The 19,557-nt window shown below is 69.1% G+C and carries 17 protein-coding genes; 4 read left to right on the top strand and 13 right to left on the bottom strand.

Features of this window, described 5'->3' with window-relative positions; all coding sequences use genetic code 11:
• Positions 1 to 162: 162 nt before the first annotated feature.
• From ACNPQM_RS20705 to trhA, 3 genes are all read right to left on the bottom strand, one after another.
• Entirely contained in the window at positions 163 to 804 is a 642-nt protein-coding gene (locus ACNPQM_RS20705) for a TetR/AcrR family transcriptional regulator (RefSeq protein ID WP_418085191.1), read from the bottom strand.
• A 2-nt stretch (positions 805 to 806) separates the two neighbouring features.
• Positions 807 to 2,324: an MFS transporter gene (locus ACNPQM_RS20700; RefSeq protein WP_358857858.1), complete on the bottom strand. Its 1,518-nt coding sequence runs from the start codon at positions 2,322 to 2,324 to the stop codon at positions 807 to 809.
• Positions 2,325 to 2,469: 145 nt separating this feature from the next.
• Positions 2,470 to 3,198 carry a PAQR family membrane homeostasis protein TrhA gene (gene trhA / locus ACNPQM_RS20695; protein ID WP_418085184.1) on the bottom strand — a complete coding sequence of 243 codons (729 nt, stop codon included), beginning with the start codon at positions 3,196 to 3,198 and terminating at the stop codon, positions 2,470 to 2,472.
• A 196-nt stretch (positions 3,199 to 3,394) separates the two neighbouring features.
• Between trhA and ACNPQM_RS20690 the strand changes: the two genes are divergently transcribed.
• Positions 3,395 to 5,230 carry a phosphoenolpyruvate carboxykinase (GTP) gene (locus tag ACNPQM_RS20690; protein WP_358857860.1) on the top strand — a complete coding sequence of 612 codons (1,836 nt, stop codon included), beginning with the start codon at positions 3,395 to 3,397 and terminating at the stop codon, positions 5,228 to 5,230.
• Positions 5,231 to 5,685: 455 nt separating this feature from the next.
• Here ACNPQM_RS20690 and ACNPQM_RS20685 read toward each other — a convergent pair whose 3' ends face one another.
• From ACNPQM_RS20685 to ACNPQM_RS20660, 6 genes are all read right to left on the bottom strand, one after another.
• Entirely contained in the window at positions 5,686 to 6,306 is a 621-nt protein-coding gene (locus ACNPQM_RS20685) for a hypothetical protein (RefSeq protein ID WP_358857861.1), read from the bottom strand.
• Positions 6,293 to 7,909: a substrate-binding and vWA domain-containing protein gene (locus tag ACNPQM_RS20680; protein ID WP_418085183.1), complete on the bottom strand. Its 1,617-nt coding sequence runs from the start codon at positions 7,907 to 7,909 to the stop codon at positions 6,293 to 6,295. Before ACNPQM_RS20680 ends, ACNPQM_RS20685 begins: the two co-directional genes overlap by 14 nt.
• The gene (locus tag ACNPQM_RS20675; RefSeq protein ID WP_418085182.1) at positions 7,906 to 9,123 is read right to left on the bottom strand and encodes a toxic anion resistance protein; all 1,218 of its coding nucleotides are present in this window, start codon (positions 9,121 to 9,123) and stop codon (positions 7,906 to 7,908) included. Before ACNPQM_RS20675 ends, ACNPQM_RS20680 begins: the two co-directional genes overlap by 4 nt.
• Positions 9,123 to 10,232: a hypothetical protein gene (locus ACNPQM_RS20670; RefSeq protein WP_418085181.1), complete on the bottom strand. Its 1,110-nt coding sequence runs from the start codon at positions 10,230 to 10,232 to the stop codon at positions 9,123 to 9,125. Before ACNPQM_RS20670 ends, ACNPQM_RS20675 begins: the two co-directional genes overlap by 1 nt.
• 194 nt (positions 10,233 to 10,426) lie before the next feature.
• Positions 10,427 to 11,833 (bottom strand): hypothetical protein, encoded by a 1,407-nt coding sequence (locus tag ACNPQM_RS20665; protein WP_418085180.1) that lies wholly within the window; start codon positions 11,831 to 11,833, stop codon positions 10,427 to 10,429.
• A 299-nt stretch (positions 11,834 to 12,132) separates the two neighbouring features.
• Complete coding sequence (locus ACNPQM_RS20660; RefSeq protein ID WP_418085179.1) at positions 12,133 to 12,432, bottom strand: hypothetical protein; 300 nt, start codon at positions 12,430 to 12,432, stop codon at positions 12,133 to 12,135.
• Here ACNPQM_RS20660 and ACNPQM_RS20655 point away from each other — a divergent pair.
• The 3 genes from ACNPQM_RS20655 (at position 12,407) to ACNPQM_RS20645 (ending at position 15,626) form a co-directional block, all read left to right on the top strand.
• Entirely contained in the window at positions 12,407 to 12,865 is a 459-nt protein-coding gene (locus tag ACNPQM_RS20655) for a peptidylprolyl isomerase (protein WP_418085178.1), read from the top strand. The two genes, ACNPQM_RS20660 and ACNPQM_RS20655, sit on opposite strands and share 26 nt — an antisense overlap.
• Before the next feature lie 308 nt (positions 12,866 to 13,173).
• Positions 13,174 to 14,466 carry a DUF2079 domain-containing protein gene (locus tag ACNPQM_RS20650; protein WP_418085177.1) on the top strand — a complete coding sequence of 431 codons (1,293 nt, stop codon included), beginning with the start codon at positions 13,174 to 13,176 and terminating at the stop codon, positions 14,464 to 14,466.
• 68 nt (positions 14,467 to 14,534) lie between these two features.
• Positions 14,535 to 15,626 (top strand): tetratricopeptide repeat-containing glycosyltransferase, encoded by a 1,092-nt coding sequence (locus tag ACNPQM_RS20645; protein WP_358857869.1) that lies wholly within the window; start codon positions 14,535 to 14,537, stop codon positions 15,624 to 15,626.
• Between the two features lie 152 nt (positions 15,627 to 15,778).
• On the opposite strand, the gene ACNPQM_RS20640 is transcribed toward ACNPQM_RS20645, so the two are convergent.
• The 4 genes from ACNPQM_RS20640 to ACNPQM_RS20625 all read right to left on the bottom strand — a co-directional run bounded on the left by ACNPQM_RS20640 (position 15,779) and on the right by ACNPQM_RS20625 (position 19,550).
• The gene (locus ACNPQM_RS20640; protein WP_418085176.1) at positions 15,779 to 16,165 is read right to left on the bottom strand and encodes a hypothetical protein; all 387 of its coding nucleotides are present in this window, start codon (positions 16,163 to 16,165) and stop codon (positions 15,779 to 15,781) included.
• An 83-nt stretch (positions 16,166 to 16,248) separates the two neighbouring features.
• Positions 16,249 to 17,460, bottom strand: coding sequence for a pyridoxal phosphate-dependent aminotransferase (locus tag ACNPQM_RS20635; RefSeq protein WP_358857871.1), 1,212 nt, complete (start codon positions 17,458 to 17,460; stop codon positions 16,249 to 16,251).
• 214 nt (positions 17,461 to 17,674) lie between these two features.
• The gene (locus ACNPQM_RS20630; protein ID WP_418085175.1) at positions 17,675 to 18,508 is read right to left on the bottom strand and encodes an arylamine N-acetyltransferase family protein; all 834 of its coding nucleotides are present in this window, start codon (positions 18,506 to 18,508) and stop codon (positions 17,675 to 17,677) included.
• Positions 18,509 to 18,662: 154 nt separating this feature from the next.
• Positions 18,663 to 19,550, bottom strand: coding sequence for an NAD(P)-dependent oxidoreductase (locus ACNPQM_RS20625; protein WP_358857873.1), 888 nt, complete (start codon positions 19,548 to 19,550; stop codon positions 18,663 to 18,665).
• Positions 19,551 to 19,557: the final 7 nt, after the last annotated feature.

The raw sequence follows: 19,557 nt of genomic DNA, 5'->3' as shown, positions 1-19,557 counted from the left end.
GTCCGGCACGGCACCTCGCGGCGTTGCCGAAACGCCCGGATAGCTCCGCTATCAGGACGCTCCGGCGCCTTGCGATGCACCGCACCGGACGCCGCGACCTCTCCGACCCTGATCCGCCGGACACCCCCTAGCCTGGGGCGCACCCCTGGTGTCCCCGGGGCGTCAGAGCGTCAGGCCGCCCTCGAGCGTGTCCATGGCCCGGTTGATCATCGCGATCAGGTCGCCCTTCTGGTCGTGCTCGCCCCAGTACAACGTCACCTCGCGCAGCGCCCCCAGCACTGCGGCGATGAACACCCGGACCTCCAGGTCGGCGGCGCCGCGGCCGCTCCGGTCGGCGAGCACCTGGGCCAGGACCTTCGCCGTGTCCGACATGGTCTCCGACATCCGCGCCCGGATCGCGGGGACCTCCACCATCAGCCGGGTGCGCTGGCACAGTTCCTCCTCCTCGGTGGCGAGGAATGCCGTCAGCGCCTCCGTCACGACGAACCGCAGCGACTCCAGGGGCGGCTCGTCCGCGGGACGGTTCCGCAACTCCGCTTCCATGAGGAGGTCGTACTCGTCGGTGAGGACGATGTCCTCTTTGGCGGCGAAGTAACGGAACACCGTGCTCGGCGACACCTCCGCCGCCTCCGCGATCTGCTCGACCGTCGTCGCGTCGTACCCCTGCTCGGCGATCAGCCGGTAGGTGGCGCGGCGGATCGCCACCCGGGTCTTGAGCTTCTTGCGCTCGCGCAGCCCCAGCCGGGGCTGCGCCTCGACGGAGGTGGCGGAGGAGGTACGGGAGGTGGCGGCCATGGTCGTCATTCTCATGCATCGACGGGCTCCGCGACCACGTCGGCGTCCTCGGTCCGCGACGGGCCGGCGTCCGTCAGAAGCGCCCCCACCAGCAGCGCGGTCACCAGCGACGCGACGCCGATGACCAGCAGGACCACGCTCATGCCGTGCACGTACGCCACGTTCGCGGAGTCCGCGAGCCGTTGCACACCGAGTCGGTCGGCGACGACATGTGCGGCGACGACGGAGTCCCCGGCACGGTCCGCGGCGGCCGCCGGTACGTCCGTCGTGTCGAGCCTGCCGGCGTACACGCCGGCGAGCAGCGAGCCCAGCAGGGCGACACCGAGGGCGCTGCCCGTCTGCCGTACGGTCATCATGAGTCCGGATCCGCTGCCCGCACGGTCGGCGGGCAGCGTGCCGAGCGCCGTGTCCATGGCGGGGACGACCGAGAATCCGAAGCCGATGCCGGCCAGGGACAGCCACAGTGCGGTGAAGCCGTAGCCGCTGTCGATCGTCGTACGGCTGCCGAGGAACGAGGCGAAGGCCAGCACGACCAGGCCGGCGGCGATCGTGGCCCGCGCGCCGAACCGCGCGGTGACAGCGCCGCCGGTCTTCGCGGCGACGGTCAGGCCGCCCATCATCGGCAGCATCCGCACACCGGTGCCGAGCGCGTCGTGGCCGAGGACCGACTGCAGGTAAGCGGGCATGAGGAACATCAGTCCCGACATCACGAAGATGATCAGCGTCGCGGTCAGCGTGCTCAGCAGGAACGGGCGATGCCGCAGCAGGGTCATGTCGAGCATCGGGCGGGTCATCGTGCGTTCCCGCCCGACCAGCAGAGCCATCAGCGCAACACTGCCGGCCAGCATCGCCAGGATCAGCGGATCGCCCCAGCCGCGCCCGGGTGCCTCGATGATCGCGTAGATCAGGGCGCCGAGACCGGTCACGGTCAGGGCGGTGGAGAGCGCGTCGACCTTCGGGGCGGCCGGGTCGCGGGTCTCCGGGAGCAGGAACACGCAGGCAGCGATCCCGATCGCCACCATCGGGATATTGATCAGGAAGATCGAGCCCCACCAGAAGTGGTCCAGCAGCCAGCCGCCGATGATCGGGCCGAGCGGCAGCCCGAGTGCCGAGGCGGCCGAGACGATGCCGACCGCCTTGACCCGGTCCCTGGGTTCGCCGAAGAGCGAGGGCACCACGGCGAGGGCGAGGGGCATCACGAGCGCGCCGCCGATGCCCATGACGCAGCGGGCGGCCACGACGGCGGGCACGGTGCCGGCCAGCGCCCCGACGAGTGAGCCGATCAGGAAGACGCCGAGGCCGGTGATGAGGACCCGGCGGCGGCCGAACCGGTCGCCGAGCAGTCCCGCCGGGAGCATCAGTGCGGCGAAGACAACGATGTAGGCATCGGCCATCCACTGCTGTTCGCCGAGACTGGCGCCGAGCTGTTCGGCCATGGTCGGCAGCGCCACGTTGAGGATCGTCATGTCGAATCCGAGCACGAGCAGGCTCGCGACCAGCGCGCCCAGGGCCCACCAGCGTCGATTCATGGCCCACTCCTTCGAGGGTCGAAGTCAAGTGACAGTAACTCTCAAAAGGGTTTGGGTGTCAATGCGGCGGGCGGGTGACGATGCCTCGGCATGCGAAAGGGCCGCAGCTCGGAAGCTGCGGCCCTGGAAGGTGGGGAGGGGGTGCTCAGGCGTGGTTGTACGCCACGAGCGAGATGCCGACGTAATGCACGATGAAGGCGGCCAGGGTCAGTGAGTGGAAGACCTCGTGGAAGCCGAACCATCGCGGTGACGGGTTGGGTCGCTTGATCCCGTAGATGACGCCGCCCGCGCTGTAGAGCAGGCCGCCGACGACGACCAGGACCAGGACCGCGATCCCGCCGGTGCGCATGAAATCGGGCAGGAAGAAGACCGCCGCCCATCCCATCGCCAGGTAGCAGGGGGTGTACAGCCAGCGGGGGGCGCCGACCCAGAGCACCCGGAAGGCGATGCCGGCCGCCGCTGCCGCCCAGACCGCCCACAGCAGTGGACGCCCGGTCGACTCCGGGAGCAGCAGCAGGGTCAGCGGCGTGTACGTGCCCGCGATGATCAGGAAGATGTTGGCGTGGTCCAGTCGGCGCAGCACCGCCTCGCCGCGCGGACCCCACGTGCCGCGGTGGTAGACCGCACTCACGCCGAAGAGCAGGCATGCGGTCGCGATGTAGATGCCGCAGGCGATCCGGCCGCGGATACTGTCTGTGAGTGCAATCAGAACAATCCCCGCGATCAGCACCGCGGGGAACATTCCGGCATGCAGCCAGCCGCGCATGCGTGGTTTCACCGGGTCCGGCGCCACCTCGGCCGGGCCCGGCTCGGCTGGTTCGACCTCGGCTGGTTCGACCTCGGCTGGTTCGGGCGCGGCGGCGGCAGCAGTCATGACCGCATGCTACCTACGCCACCGTAGGTTGCGGACGCGAGTGGCGATGCTCACGTGGGCGCCCCCCTGGACATATGGGCGATTCGGTCGGATGATCAAATGAGTATGGTCGGCACCGGATGAGCGGCTACGAAGCATCCGGGTCGCAGCCCCCACGGGGCAACAGCCCAAAAGACACCCTCAACAAGGAGCGATCGTGGCGCGCGACATCGCGGCTCCCCTCACTGTTCCCACCCGTCACCAGGAGCTCGTCTCCTGGGTGAACGAGATCGCAGCCATCACCGAGCCGGACCGCGTGGTCTGGTGCGACGGTTCCGAAGCCGAGTACGAGCGCCTGTGCGGGGAGCTCGTGGCCAAGGGCACGTTCACCAAGCTCGACGAGATCAAGCGCCCGAACTCGTACTACGCCGCCTCCGACCCGAGCGATGTCGCCCGCGTCGAGGACCGCACCTTCATCTGCTCCGAGAAGGAGGAGGACGCGGGCCCGACGAACCACTGGAAGGCCCCCGCCGAGATGCGGGAGATCTTCACCGGTGAGAAGGGTGTCTTCCGCGGCTCCATGCGTGGTCGCACGATGTACGTCGTTCCGTTCTGCATGGGCCCCGTCGGCTCTCCGCTCTCCGCGATCGGCGTCGAGATCACCGACTCCGCGTACGTCGCCGTCTCGATGCGCACCATGACGCGCATGGGTCAGGCCGTCCTCGACGAGCTCGGCACCGACGGCTTCTTCGTCAAGGCGGTCCACACGCTGGGTGCGCCCCTGGAGGAGGGCCAGGAGGACGTTCCGTGGCCGTGCAACTCCACCAAGTACATCTCGCACTTCCCCGAGGACCGCGAGATCTGGTCGTACGGCTCCGGCTACGGCGGCAACGCCCTGCTCGGCAAGAAGTGCTACGCGCTCCGCATCGCCTCGGTCATGGCCCGCGACGAGGGCTGGCTCGCCGAGCACATGCTGATCCTCAAGCTCACGCCGCCGCAGGGTGAGGCGAAGTACGTCGCCGCTGCGTTCCCGAGCGCCTGCGGCAAGACCAACCTCGCCATGCTGGAGCCCACGATCTCCGGCTGGACCGTCGAGACCATCGGCGACGACATCGCCTGGATGCGGTTCGGCGAGGACGGCCGTCTCTACGCGATCAACCCCGAGGCCGGATTCTTCGGAGTCGCGCCCGGCACCGGCGAGCACACCAACGCCAACGCCATGAAGACCATGTGGGGCAACTCCGTCTTCACGAACGTCGCGCTCACCGACGACGGCGACGTGTGGTGGGAGGGCATGACCGAGGAGATCCCCGCGCACCTCACGGACTGGAAGGGCAACGACTGGACCCCCGAGTCCGGCACGCCCGCCGCCCACCCCAACGCCCGCTTCACCGTCCCGGCCGGCCAGTGCCCGATCATCGCGCCCGAGTGGGAGGACCCGAAGGGTGTGCCGATCTCGGCCATCCTCTTCGGCGGCCGTCGTGCTTCGGCCGTACCGCTGGTCACCGAGTCCTTCGACTGGCAGCACGGTGTCTTCCTCGGCGCCAACGTGGCCTCCGAGAAGACCGCCGCCGCCGAGGGCAAGGTCGGCGAGCTGCGCCGCGACCCGTTCGCCATGCTGCCGTTCTGCGGCTACAACATGGGCGACTACATGAACCACTGGGTCAAGATCGGCAGCGACGCCGCGCGGGGAGGAAACCAGGCGAAGCTCCCGAAGATCTACTACGTGAACTGGTTCCGCAAGAACGACGCGGGCAAGTTCGTGTGGCCGGGCTTCGGCGAGAACAGCCGTGTTCTGAAGTGGATCGTCGAGCGCCTGGACGGCAAGGCCGAGGGTGTCGAGACGCCGATCGGCATCCTGCCCGCCAAGGGCTCCCTGGACACCGATGGCCTGGACCTCTCCGAGTCCGACCTGGAGTTCCTGCTCACGGTCGACAAGGAGGTCTGGCGCGAGGAGGCGGCGCTGGTCCCCGAGCACCTCAACACCTTCGGTGACCACACGCCGAAGGAACTGTGGGACGAGTACCGCGCGCTGGTCCAGCGCCTGGGCTGACGCCCCTGGGGCGCACTCCTGAAGTGCGCCCCCGCGATCCCCGTGGCCGGGCCTTTCGACATCCGCCCTGACCTGTGGGGTCAACAGCCCGCCGCGGAACGGCCCCCGGAACCCCCTTACGGTTCCGGGGGCCGCCCTTTCCCGCCCCTTTTTATAGAGAACGTCCGCGCGTCGCCGTAAGCGTGCGCGCGGGACCTTCACATTGCCTCGATGATCCTTCACATGGCCTTCGGCCGAGCCGTCCGGAGGCCGGCTGAGGATGTGGGGGACTCCATGCCGGCGGTCGGGGCTCAGGTCCTGTCCTGCCGATCTTCGTGGGCCCGGGGTGCCTGGCGCGGCACCTCGCCGCGTTGTCGGACTCGCCCACGTACGTCCAGTACGAGGACGATCCTCCGCCTTGCGATGCGCCGCACCAGGCGCCCCGGGCTGATCCACGAAGATCGACAGGACAGGACCTAGTCGGACCGGCCCCGGTCCTCCAGGTACCGCGTGTGCGTCTGCTGCCGACGCGCCTCGGCCTCCCGCAACCCTGCGACCAGCGACTCCGCCTCCCGGTGGAGCAGCGACAGCTGCTGTTCGAGATGGCGCTCGGGCGGCTCGGTGCCCGGTGCGATCCGGGTCCACCACCGTGTCCGCAGATACGTGTCGACGGACTCCGGGATGTCCTGGTGCACGGCGCGCGACAGGGCGTGGATGCCTTCCGGATCGGTGGCGAAGGCCTCGGAGACCCAGCCGGGGTCGAGCAGCCCTGCCAGCAGCTCCGTCAGCTCGACGAGCCGCCCGGACGCGGCGGGCGGCAGCTCGACCTCGTCCAGATAGGCCCGCAGGGTCACGAAGTCGGCCCGCAACGAATCCAGTTGGGACGACGGGTCGGGGAAGTCCGGGGCGGGTGGCCGCTCCGGCGGGGCGATCAGCGCACCTGCGCCGTACAGTCCGACGATCACCACCGGCCAGTACGCGCCGGCGAGCCCGGTAAAGGTGAGGGCGAGCCCGGCGATCCCGCAGGCGCTCCCGGTGAGGTTCTTGCGCGACTCGATGTACGCCAGGAACCGGCCCGGCGCTCTACTGATAGCCACGGATCTCCTCGAAGGCACCGTCCAGGGAGCCCGGCCCCTGATCCTTCGTCGCGTCGAAGAGCCGGCCGCCGGTCAGGGAGGCGATCGCGTCCAGCTCCGCACGGTCCGAGTCGCCGAAGACGACCGGGAAGACGGGGGTGACGCGACGCGCAGCCGGGAGCGAACGGTAGAAGCGGGCGAAGTCGTCGGCCGAGTCGCCCGTCGTGTTCTCGCCGTCCGTCATCAGGACGATCGAGGTGAACGCGGACCCGGTGTCCGGACCCAGCCGGTCGTAGGCGGACTCCAGACTCGAAAAGATCGCCGTCTCGCCGCTCGCGGTCAGGGCGGCGGTGTCCGCCTTGATCGCCGCAAGTCCCGCCTGCGGATCGGTGGGATCGACCGTATGGGTACGTGCCCGCTTCACCGACGACCCGAACGGCAGCAGCGTGACCTCCTCGCGCTCCCGGAAGTCCCCGGTCAGCCCGGTCAGCGCCGCCTTCAGCTTCCGGAGCCGCTCGCCCTTCATCGACCCGGACGTGTCCAGGACGTACACGGTGCGCGAGGGCCGCCGGAGCTTGTTCTCGTAACGGTCGAGCAGCCCGTCCGCGACGGATCGCGAGCCGGGGAAAGGCAGTTCACGCCGCGCCTCGGCGGCCAGCGGCGCCGCGGGCCGCACGGACGTGACGACCGGGCGGCGGAACGTCTCCCGGGTCAGCTGCCGCTGCACGGCGGGGGAGCGGAGGTACGAGGTCAGGGCGCGCACCGAGTCCTTCGCTTCCGGCGAGGCGGCGGAGAGCAGGCTCAGCGGGTAGTCCGCCGTCACCACACCGTCGCGCGGGCGGATCACCGTCAGCCCGGTACGACTGTCCCGACTCAGGGAGAGCAGCACGGACTCGTAGTTGATCAGCGCGTCGACCGTGCCCCGCCGGGCGTACGCGGTGGCCAGCCAGCCGGACGATCCGGAGGTCAGCCGCTGCCCGCCGAAGAACTCCTCCATCTTTCCGCTCGCCTTGCGGACATCGGCGTCGGTCAGCGCGGACTGGGCGCCCGACAGCGCCGAAGCGACCGAAACGAGCGCGGCGAAACCGGAGTTGGAGCGCGCCGGATCCGTCATTCCGTACGTCAGCTCCCCGTCGGCCACCGCCCGGTGCACCTGCGACCAGGTGACGCGCGACGGGTCCCAGCCCAGCCGCTTCACCACTGCCGGCTTGACGCCGATGGCGACCGGCGACGCCATCAGCGGCGTCTCGGACGTGACCCGCTTCGCCGCCTCCGGGTGGAGCCGCAGATAGTCGTTGGACGACAGCCACACTGCGTCGTACGCCTCGTCCGCCTTCCCGGAGCCGAGCTGCTGGACGGCGTCGAGCGTCCCGGTCCAGGTGGGCCGCACAGTGATCCCGGTGGCCTTCCGCGCCTGCTCCAACAGCGGCTTCATATCGGCCAGTTCACTGGACGCCAGCACCCGCAGCGTGCCCGCCCGCGGAGCACCGTCGTCCTTCTTCCCGGACGCCGCGGGACCGTCCGCCGCGGAACACGCGGCGACCGGCACGAGCGCCGCGGCGGCCAGGAGCGCGGCGAGCCTGCGCGACACCCGACGGCGCAGCCTTCTGAGCCGGCCCTTCATCCGAGACCGCCGCCCTCAAGGGCCCCCGCCGTCCGGCTGCGCTCCAAGTGGGTGCCGGCCTGCTGGAGTTCGGCCGTCAACGACTCGACCGTCGCCGCCATGGACTCGGTCGCCTGCACCTTGTACGTGTCGATCGCGTCCAGCGTCCGGTAGATCTGCTGGAACGCAGTCCGCAGTGTCTCCGCGCCCACCGCCGGGTCCGCGGCGATCCGCTGGATCTCCCCGCTCTGGGTGGCGAGCATCTCCGCATTGCCGCGGATCAGATCCTCCGTCGTGGAGCGCAGCACCTGCACCTGCTCAGTCACCTTGCGCTGGCTCTCCAGCGCCGATGCCAGCATCACGGCGATCCGCAGCGCGGAGACGGTCGTGGTCGCTGCGCGGTCGACGCCCCTGATCAGCTCCTCGTTGTTGCGGCGCACGACATCCATCGCCAGGTACCCCTGCGCGCAGACCGCGAGCTGGGTCAGTAGATCCTGGTGCTTCTGCCGTACAGGGAACAGCACATCGGCCCGCAGGGCGTCCGCCTGCACCGGGTCGGCGGCCTCCGTCGCCCGGATGCGCTGCTCGACCGCGCCGTCCAGGGCCTCGGTCAGGACGACGTACTCCTGGAGCTTGCCCATCGTCTCCCAGAGCCGGGTGCGCTCGGTGTGCAGGGCGGCGTTGTCGCGGCGCAGTTCGTCCTGGCCGCCGCGGAGCGATCCCACGATCCTGTTGAGGGTGGACTGCGCGGAGGCGTACTTCGCGACATGATCGCGCAGCCTGTTGCCGCCGGGCAGCTTCGCCAGCAGCCGGCGGGCCCCGCGACCGGGGGTGTCACGCGGGTCGAGGTCCTCGACGGTGCGGCGCAGCTCGACGAGCGAGGCACCGACCCTCGACCGAGCGTCACCGTCCCCCGGCCCGGCCGAGAGCTCACGGACCGTACGGTCCAGCATCCGGTTGGACTGCTGGGCGGCGCTTCGGATGTCGCCCTGCCCGAGGGCGGCGATCTCCCCGATCCTGGTGGTGAACTCGGGCGAGCGGGCATCGAGCCCGGCGAGGCCGGCGACGTACTCGGCGGCCCGCCGCGTCATCTCCGTGCGGACGGAGTCGTCGACCGGGACGAGGCCGGCGGCCTGCTCGGTGCGGACGGGGGCGACGGGCTCGGGCGGGGTGAGGACGAGCGGCTGCGGCTCGGTTTCGGTCATGGGTGAGGTCTCCCGGAAGGCGTGTGTCATCAGCCACGGGTCCGGCGGGCCATCGCGCGCAGCACCGTTGCGGTGGGCACGGGCGCCTGGCGGATCCCGGTCAGCTGTTGGTCGATGTAGTCGGTGTGGTCACCGGTCGCGGCGGTGAACTCGGCTGCCGCGCCCTGAGGGCGGAAGCCGTGCCGCGCGGCCAGCCTGCGCAGCCCGGGGTCGGCGGAGAGCAGCTCGCCGAGCTGCCGGCCCGGGGCGGTCAGAGGTACGAGGGTGTGATCGCTGGAGACGGTGGTGTCCGGGTAGAGGACGACCAGGTCCCCGAGCTCCTGTTGCTGCTTCTGCATCAGCAGCGAGGCGACCTGCGACTCGTACACCAGGACCAGCGGATTGCCGACTCCGCTGATGAAGTCCCGGAACGGCGCGTCACTGCTGGTCTGCTGCGCGCCCTGCACCTGGATCAGCTTCTTCAGCAGCGGCGCAGTGCGGTCGATCGCGGCGTCGTCGGCGGCGACCCGGCCGCCGTCGGCGACGTACGAGGCGGCGGCGAGGTAGAGCGCGCCGGAGTTGGATGCGACAGGATCGGTGCTCGCGATGAACACTGTCCCGGTCAGCTCGGCGTGCTTATCCGTGCCCTTGAGCTGCTGCCAGGTCCGGTCCGCCTTCGCCGCCTTCAAATACGGGGCCATGCGCAGCTTCCCGCTGGACTTGCCGGTCAGTGTCGCCAGCCCGTTGTCCGCCAGCACCTGCGCGGCGCCGCGGTGCGCGACGACGACGAGCGGCGAGTAGAAGGGCCTGAGCGGGCCGCCCTTGACGGAGGACTTGCGCTGCAGCTCATCGGCCGGAGCCTTCGAGCCGGGGAAGGCGAAGTCGTACTCCTTCAGGGGCAGTCGGTCCATGGCCCAGGACCCGGACGTTTCCACCTTCACGGTGAATCCCTTGGCAGCAAGGGCCTTCACCACATCGGGATCGGCGAAGAACTCCGCCTTCTCCGACCCGATCACTCCACGCACGGTCTTCGTTGCCGTGCTCGTGTCCTTGCTGTCGCGGCCTGCTACGACGGCTACTGCCACTCCGCCGATCAGCAGCACCGCCAGGACGATTCCCACGATGCGTCTCACGGATGCAGACTGCTCGCGGAAACCCACATTCCAGGCCGAGTTGAGTGGACGGCAGGTGAAGTGCGCATCCCAGTACGCAACGGGAGCGGCCGATTCTCTCCGGCAACCCGGTCACAGGTGGGAACTTGGGCTGCGCCGCGCGGCGCACGCACGTGTGCCGTGCCCGGACGATCCCGGGCACGGCACACTTCAGAGGGATCCCAACGAGGTCGGGACCGTTTCTAGTTCTTCGAGAGTCCCTTCTCGACTGCGTCCATGCCCGGCCCCATCGCCCCGTTGGCGGCGAGGCTTTCCATCAGCTGGTCCATCAGGCTGGACTGCTCGCTCGGGTTCAGTGGTTCGCCCTTCTCGAACGGCTCGCTGGGGCCGAAAGTCGGCGCGTTCGGCAGAGTCGTTACTTCCCTCCACTGCGAACCTTCGGCGGGGCACACGAGGGTTTGCCCGTTGGCGGCGCAGTGCAGGGTGTAGACGTCACCATCCGTGGTGATGATCTTGTAGAAGGCGTCACTTCCGTTGGCGTCGACCGAGATGCCGCAGACGGGGGAGTCCGTGGGGAAGCCCGTGATTGTGCTCAGGTTTCCCCAGCCTGCGGTGTTCGCCGACCCGAAGGTGATGTTCTGATTCTCCGGGCCCCCGCCGTCTACGAGGTGGCGCCTACCGTAGAACGCTTGCCCGTTGAAGAGTGCGCCGAGGAATTGCTCGTTGCCGTTGGGCTGCGTCGAGGTGACATTGATGCACGGCCCGGTCCCACCCGTGGCACCCGTGGCTCCCGTGGCGCCCGTGGCTCCGGTGGCGCCCGTGGCTCCGGTACGTCCCGTGGCTCCGGTGGCGCCCGTGGCTCCGGTACGTCCCGTGGCTCCGGTGGCTCCGGTGGCTCCGGTGCGTCCGGTGGCTCCGGTGGGTCCGGTCGGTCCCGTGCGTCCGGTGGCTCCGGTGGCTCCGGTGGCTCCGGTGGCTCCGGTGGCTCCGGTCGGTCCCGTAGGTCCGGTCGGTCCCGTGGGTCCGGTCGGTCCCGTGGCTCCCGTGACTCCGGTGGCTCCGGTGGCTCCGTTCTGACCCGTGGCTCCGGTCGGTCCCGTGGCTCCGGTCGGCCCCGTGGCTCCAGTGGCTCCGGTGCGTCCCGTGGCTCCGGTGGCTCCGGTGCGTCCCGTGGCTCCGGTGCGTCCGGTGGCTCCGGTGGCTCCGGTGCGTCCCGTGGCTCCGGTGCGTCCGGTGGCTCCCGTGGGTCCGGTGGGTCCGGTCGGTCCCGTGGCTCCGGTGGCTCCGTTCTCACCCGTGGGTCCGGTCGGTCCCGTGGCGCCGCGGGGACCCGTCGGCCCGGTGGGCCCGGTGGGCCCGCGCTTGCCCTTCTCCTTCTCCTTGCACTTGTCCCTGTCGTGCTTGTTCTTGTGGTGGTCGCAGCACTTGTCCCTGTCGTGCTTGTTCTTCTCGCGCTCGCACTTGTCACCGCCCATAAGCGCAGGACGGCTCATCTCGCCCGGAGAGAAGGCACTCTGGGCGGCCGCCATCGCAGGGCTGGAGAAGCCCAGCACGACAAGGCTCAGCGTTGCCATCGTGCCGCCGGCCAGCCACTTGCGACCTCGGGGCACCGGGCCCAGACGTGCGGGGGTCCTGTTCTCAGGACTCATGAATTTGCTCCTTGTGGAACCGAATGGAGTGGTCTCGAGAGGCACGCAGAGCCTCTGACGCAACATTCGAGGGCGTATGCAAGAAAATGGGCGAGACACACCAGACGTTCAGGCGATCGGCAGAGCGATGCAGGGGCTGAAAGGGGATAGCACGTCGAAGAGTTGGGCCACGCGGCCCAGTAGTGGTTTCAATCCCGAGTGTGTGTCGGTGCGGCCGACACACACTCGGATGGATACGCTCTGGATGCTTCATCAGCCCCCACTCGCCAAATCGAGGCTCGAATGTCCGTCAGAGATTTTCAAGGAAAGATGAATTTCCGCACCAGGGTCAGAAAGCGTGTGGTCAGGGTGGCGACGGTCGCACTCGCCGTGACCACGACGTGTTCAGGACTGACATGGGCAGCGGTCTCCCTGACGAGAGACAGCGTCGATGCGAAACCGCCGGCCACGTGCTCATACAAACTCACCAGTGGTGCAAAGGCTGTGGGAATTCCCACCTTCGACGCCTCCGCCGCAGCCAGGCCGTACAGGGCAGAACTCGTGACAAACCGGGGAACCATCACCTTGGAGGCCTTGACCGGCAAGGCGCCCTGCGCCACCAACTCCTTCTCCTTCTTGGCGCGGAAGGGGTACTACGACGGCAGCAAGTGTCACCGTGTCACGACCCGAGGGATTTTCGTATTGGATTGCGGTGACCCCAAAGGAGAAGGCGCAGCCGATCCTGGCTATTTCTTCGATGACGAGAATCTGGACGGAGCCGAATATTCGGCCGGCGTCGTGGCGATGTCAAAGGTGGTTCCCGGTAGGAACGGCAGTCAGTTCTTCATCAGTTATGCCGATCCTGCCGTTCCCATGTCGCCCGCGTGGACTCCCTTTGCGAAAGTCGTGAGCGGATTGGACGTACTGAAGGCGATCGCCAGGGACGGGACGCAGGACGGATCCTCCGACGGAAAGCCGAGGAAGGCTGTCGTCATCAAGTCGGTAACGGTGCGGCAGGCATCGGCCGATGCCCCTCGCGAGAAGCGCGGGTGACTCCACCACACCCCAGGTGTGCCGCTGTTCGGAGTATTTTGCGCGCGCACGTGGCGGCTCAGAGCCAAGCCGCGAAGGCTGCTGGCATCTTGAGGCCCTCAGGGTCAGCTTTCCGGAAGGAATAAGTCATGCAAGCCCCACCCACCGACAGTGCCACGCTCCCGGTGCAACAAAAATCAACTGTGGCTGAAGGGCCGGCAGTCGAACCGTCTCGCGGGAGCCGCTCCGACATCCCGTGGTGGATCTGGGCCCTGGCGGGAACGCTGTTCTTCACGTACGCGACGTTGTCCTTGCGTATCCATCAGCGCATGCTCTCCCACAGCTTCGACCTGGGAATCTTCGAGCAGGTCGTCCGCTCCTACGCGCATGGGCACCTGCCCGTCTCCGAAATCAAGGGTCCGGACTTTCCCATCCTGGGGGACCACTTCTCTCCCATTCTGGCCCTGGTGGCACCCGTCTACCGGCTGTGGCCTTCGGCGATGGCCCTGCTCGTGGTGCAGGCGGCGCTGATCGCCGCGAGCGTTGTGCCCCTGACTCTGTGGGCACGCCGAGCGCTGGGCTCCCCCGCCGCCGCGGTCATCGGGGTCTGCTACGGCCTCTCCTGGGGTCTCGCGAGCGGGGTCGGCTCCGACTTCCATGAGTGGGCCTTCGCCGTTCCTCTTCTCGCATGCTCACTCACCGCTCTCGCGACGGGCCGGATGCGTGCCGCGGTCTGCTGGGCTCTGCCTCTGCTGCTGGTGAAGGAGGACCTCGGGCTCACCGTGGTCGTGATCGGCCTCGTCATCGCCCGGCGCGGCGACCGCAAGCTCGGGATCATCACCGCCGCAGTCGGTCTGGCCGGGGCGCTGCTGGCGACGATGGTCATTCTGCCGGCCTTCAGCCCGAACGGGTCCTACGACTACTGGCACTGGCTGAATGGCCCGGAAGGCAGTGGGGGTGGGCTGACGGATCTGCTGTACAAGAACACGATCGGTCTCATCACCCCCGAGACCAAGGTCTCGACGCTCCTGCTCGTGCTGGCCCCGACCCTGTTCCTGGCCCTGCGGTCCCCGTTGATGTGGATCGCAGTGCCGACCCTGTTGTGGCGGGCTGCCTCAGAGCTCAGCACCCACTGGGGCACCGCCTACCACTATTCGCTCGTGCTGATGCCGATCGTCTTCGCGGCCTTCATCGACGCCTTGATCCGACGGAAGCCGAGCAGGAGCAGCCTGCGACGATACCTCGCCGGGTCCGCTGCGATCACATTCCTGGTCCTTCCGCAGTATCCGTTCTGGCAGCTTGTCCAGCCGGCCACCTGGCGGGACGATCCCCGCATCGCTGTCGCCCACCGTCTGATGGACCGGATCCCTGACGGCGCCACGGTCCAGGCATCCAATCTGCTCGTGCCCCAGCTCACGAACCGTACGAGTGTCAGCCTCTACGGCTGGGCCGACAGTCGCCCCGATCCTCAGTGGATCATGGTCGACACCTGGGTGCCGTTCAATCAGCGGTGGCCGCAGAACGTCCTCGAGGAACAGCAGGCCCTGGGCAATGCCCAGGCACAGGGATATGTCGCCGTGGCCAGGGAACAGGGCTTCGTCCTGCTCAAGCGCCCGAGCTGATGTCGTGACGTAGGTCTTCTGCCTCACCGAGTTGGAGGTGACCCGTGAAATCAACGGTCTGCCTGAACATGATTGTCAAGAACGAGGCCCCGGTCATCAGACGCTGCCTCGAGTCCGTGCGCCCTTTGATCGACACGTGGGTCATCCTGGACACCGGCTCGACCGACGGCACTCAGGACGTCATCCGTGATGTTTTCAGTGACCTGCCGGGCGCCCTGCACGAAAGTCCCTGGAAGGGGTACGACGGGAGCCGCAGCGAGGCGATCGACCTGGCGCGTGCCGAAGCGGACTATCTGCTGTTCATCGACGCCGACGACGAGATGGAGGTGGAGCCCGGCTTTCGCATGCCGGAGCTGACCCACGACGCCTACCACGTCGCACTGCACGACGGACCCCTCATCCACTGGCGCCCCGCTCTGGTCTCAACCCGGCTGCCCTGGCGCTACGTCGGCGTCCTGCACGAGTACATCGACTGCGGAACGCCGTACACCCTCGGGACGTTCGAAGGCGCCAACATCCTCTCGGTGGGTGGTGGCGCACGCCTGAGGGGAGAAGGGCAGCGGAAGAAGTACCTGCGTGACGCCAAGGTCCTTCAGCAAGGCCTGATCAAGGAACCCGACAACTCCCGCTACGTCTTCTATCTCGCCCAGAGCTGGCGCGATGCCGGAGAGCCGAAGAAGTCACTCGCCGCCTACGACCGCCGGGCCGGCATGGGCGGATTCGCCGAGGAAGTCTTCTGTGCCCACCTCTATGCCGCACGGATCGCGGTAGAGCTCGGCCGGCGGCCGGCCGAGGTGATCGACCGCTACCTCCGCGCGCACGAAAGCCGTCCCTCGCGCGCCGAAGCAATCGGTGAACTCGCACGCTACTGCCGCCTGAACGGCCAGCGTTGGCCACTTGCGTACATGTTTGCGCAGCAAGCAGCGCAGATCCCGTACCCGGAAGACATTCTGTTCGTCGAGTTCGAGTGGTACGACTGGTGCTCGCTCGACGAACTCGCCGTATCCGCTTACTGGACCGGGAATTATGAGGAGTCGGAGCGCTGCAACCAACGCCTCCTCGAGAGCGGCAAGGTGCCCCCCGAGCACCACGACCGGGTGGTCGGCAACCTCGAATTCGCCCGGCAGAAGCTGGGCTCGAGGGAACTCGTGAACGCCTGACCGGGGGCCGGCGGGGCCGCGGTGGCCCGGCCGGGGAGTCTTCGCGGCACAGGCCGGTGCCCGCGGAGGGACAGCCGACAGCCCGGGCGGCCGGGCACGGCACATGAAGGGCACCCGGTCCGCGCGCCTCCCCGGCCCGCGGACCGGGGCCGTCAGGGGGCGCCGATCAGCTCGGCGTCATGCAGGGCGGCGGTGTGTGCGTCCATGCGCTCGGCGGCGAGAATCGCAGCGGCGGTGTCCGCGCGGGACGCGGCGACGACGAGCGCGCGGCCGGCAAGGGTGAGCGCCCGGTGGTGCAATGCGGCGGGGTCGGCCCGGGTCAGCGCGGCATGCCGCGCCGGGGGCGCCCCGCGCAGCCGGGCCACCTGCTCGGCAATGCGGTCGCCCGGCCGGCCGAGCCCCAGCTCGTCGGTGACGGCGAGCAGGGCGGCCAGATGCCCGGCGAGCTGGATGTCCAGCTCCTCCTCGCGGGTGCGGTGGGGGTACTGCGCTGCGCCGGCCATCGAGTGGACCGACTTGGTGCGGATCGGCTCGTACATGGGGATGGCCTCCTGCTCACGGTCAGGAGACCATCCTACATTGGATTCAGTCTAAAGTTGAGCGGTGTCGGGATCCGGTTGTCTCACGGCTGCCCGTACCCGTCCAGGAACGCGCCGATCCTGGTCACCGCGTCCGCCAGATCCTTGGCCGACGGCAGCGTCACGATCCGGAAGTGATCGGGTTCCGGCCAGTTGAACCCCGTACCCTGCACGACCATGATCTTCTCGGCCCGCAGCAGGTCGAGGACCATCTGCCGGTCGTCCTTGATCTTGTAGACCGCGGGGTCGAGCCGCGGGAAGAGGTACAGCGCCCCCTTCGGCTTCACGCAGGTGACGCCCGGGATCTGCGTCAGCAGGTCGTATGCGACGTCCCGCTGCTCCAGGATCCGCCCGCCCGGCAGCACCAGGTCGTCGATCGACTGCCGCCCGCCGAGCGCCGCGGCCACCGCGTGCTGCGACGGCATATTGGCGCACAGCCGCATGTTGGCGAGGATCGTCAGCCCTTCGATGTACGAGGCGGCGTGCCCCTTCGGGCCGCAGACGGCCAGCCACCCGGACCGGTAACCCGCCACCCGGTAGTTCTTGGAGAGCCCGTTGAACGTGAGCACCAGCAGATCGGGCGCGATGGCCGCCGTCGGGGTGTGTGTCGCTCCGTCGTACAGGATCCGGTCGTAGATCTCGTCGGAGCAGACCACCAGGTTGTGGCGGCGGGCGATCTCCGTCAGCCCGCGCAGCATCTCGTCGTCGTAGACCGCACCGGTCGGATTGTTCGGGTTGATGATCACGATCGCCTTGGTGCGGTCCGTGATCTTCCGCTCGATGTCCGCGAGGTCCGGCATCCAGTCGGCCTGCTCGTCGCACCGGTAGTGCACGGCCGTACCGCCGGCCAGCGACACGGAGGCGGTCCACAGCGGATAGTCCGGCGCGGGTACGAGCACCTCGTCGCCGTCGTCGAGCAGCGCCTGCATCGACATCTGGATCAGCTCGGAGACGCCGTTGCCCAGGTAGATGTCCTCGACGTCGAGGGGGATCCCCTTGGTCTGGTAGTGCTGCATCACCCCGCGGCGCGCGGACAGCAGCCCCTTCGCATCGCCGTAACCGTGCGCCCCGGAGAGGTTGCGCAGTATGTCTTCGAGGATCTCGGGCGGGCACTCGAACCCGAACGCCGCGGGGTTGCCGGTGTTCAGCTTGAGGATGCGGTGACCAGCTGTTTCCAGCCGCATCGCCTCCTCGAGCACGGGGCCCCGGATCTCGTAACAGACATTGGCGAGCTTCGTCGACTGGATGACCTGCATGCCAGCGAGGATACGGTGGTGTTTCGCAGGGTGCGCGGGGTTTGCCCGCAGGTTGACCCGCCCGGGGAACCCGGTTCGCCCGCCCGGTCTTCCATCGCCATGTACCCGCCGTCCCCGGCCGTGGGAACCCTGGCCGGGGACCGTGACGCGGCTTGGAATGGGTGTGTGACGGGCCGGGGCGGGTGAGATGCGCCACGCGAATGGGTCGCCGCCCTCACTCGGGCAGGCGCGTGCCCTCCGGGAGGCGGATGCCGAAGTCGTCCGCCAGGACCCGCAGTAGTTCGTCGCCGTCCGCCAGCTCCCGTTCCTTCTGCGTGCCGTCGGACGCCGTCTCCGTGAGCTTCCGGCCGGACAGTGCCATGTGGCGGTCCGCAGTGGTGCGCTGGACGTACACCAGGTGCTGGAACGGGGAGCGCGGATTGGTCGCGATGTGCCAGTTGATGACCTCGTAGTCCGGTGCCTCGAACGGCTCCAGCGTGAACGCGTACTGGTCCTCCCACTCCCCGCCCGCCGACAGCGTCTGCAGCTTCCACAGCGGCAGCGGGCCGTCGTGCGGTGCGTGGACGAGCCGGTGACGGCGCGGTGCGTCGTGCAGCTCCGCGTCCGCCACCAGTGCGATCGGCTCCAGCAGCGAGCTGCTCGCGCCGAAGCCGACATCGGCGAGATACGGGGTCGGCTCGCCCGGCACGTCGACCAGCATCAGCATGTGGGTGCGCGGCCGTACGTCCCCCGGCGCGGCCCCCAGCACCACGCGCGCGCAGAGCAGCCTCACCGTGAATCCGAGCTCGGCCAGCACGGCGGCGAAGAGGGTGTTGTGCTCGTAGCAGTACCCGCCGCGCTCACTGCGTACGAGCTTCGCCTGGAGGTCCGCGAGCGCCAGTGAGGGCGCACTGCCGAGCACGGGGTCCAGATTCTCGAACGGGATGCCCAGCGCATGGGCGCGGTGCACGGAACGCAGCACCTCCACGGTGGGGAGGCGCTCCCCGGCCCAGCCGATACGGGCGAAGTACGCGTCGAGGTCGAGAGTGCGGTCGTGGTCGGTCGTCATGGTCCGACCGTACGCAACCGGGGCGGCGTAGGCCTCCGACCAGGGGCGGATCCGCCTGGTACGCGGGCCCTGGTCCCCACCGCGGCGGCCGCCGATCGGCGGACCCGCGTGACCGGTAGGGCACGGACACCCGGGACCGCACTGTCGGCGGCGCTCAGCGCACCAGCAGGTCGATGACGCCCGTGGTGCCCTCCTCGCCGCCCCGCTCCGCTTCCATGAGGCGCCGCTCCATCAGCGCCAGGTAGGGGGTCAGCAGTTCGGCGCTGACCCCCTGCTCCTCGGCCGTGCGCAGCAGCGTCGCACTGGCCGCGACCTGCATGGCGAGGTTGGAGGCCACGCCCGCGCGGTAGTCGCCGCTTTCCAGCTGAGCGGCAGTCGCGTGCACCGCGGGCGCCATGGCGGTGAGCCAGTCGGCCAGCAGCGGGGCGAACGCCCGAGGGTCGATGTTCTCCTTGCGGATCAGCGCGAAGGCGTGTGCGACCCCCGCGAACATCCCCGTCATCGCGCTCAGCAGCGCCACGTCGTGCAGGCCGGCGAAGCCGGGATCCTCGCCGGTATAGGTGGTGCCGGCCGGCACGGCGAGCGTCTCCCCGTGCGCGTCGAACAGGGGGCGGGACCCGCTGTAAAAGATGTAGCCGCCGGAGCCCGCGACGCCGATCATCGGCGGCACCGCCATGATCCCGCCGTCCAGGAAGCGGGCGCCGCGCTCCTGGGCCCACGCGGCGAGTGCGCGCGCCTGGCCCGGAGTGGAAGTGGTGAGGTTGACCAGGTCCTTGCCGGCGAGGTCGGCGCCGGCCAAGGTCTGCCCGACGGAGGCGTCGTCCAGCAGGCAGAGGACGACGAGCCGGTTCGCGGCCACCGCCTCCGCGGCCGTCCCGGCCGCGCTCGCCCCCTCGGTGGCCAGCGCCTCGGCACGGGCGGGGCTGCGGTTCCAGACGGTCAGCGGATGCCCGGCGGCGAGCCAGGTCCGGGCGAGCGCGGTGCCCATGGCACCGAGCCCGAGGAGGGTGAGCGGCTGCTTCTCAGGGGTGTTGTCAGTCATGGAGATT

It is taken from the genome of Streptomyces sp. NPDC056231 (assembly GCF_048270745.1).
Lineage (GTDB): Bacteria > Actinomycetota > Actinomycetes > Streptomycetales > Streptomycetaceae > Streptomyces.
This window is presented reverse-complemented; position numbering and strand designations above follow the sequence as displayed.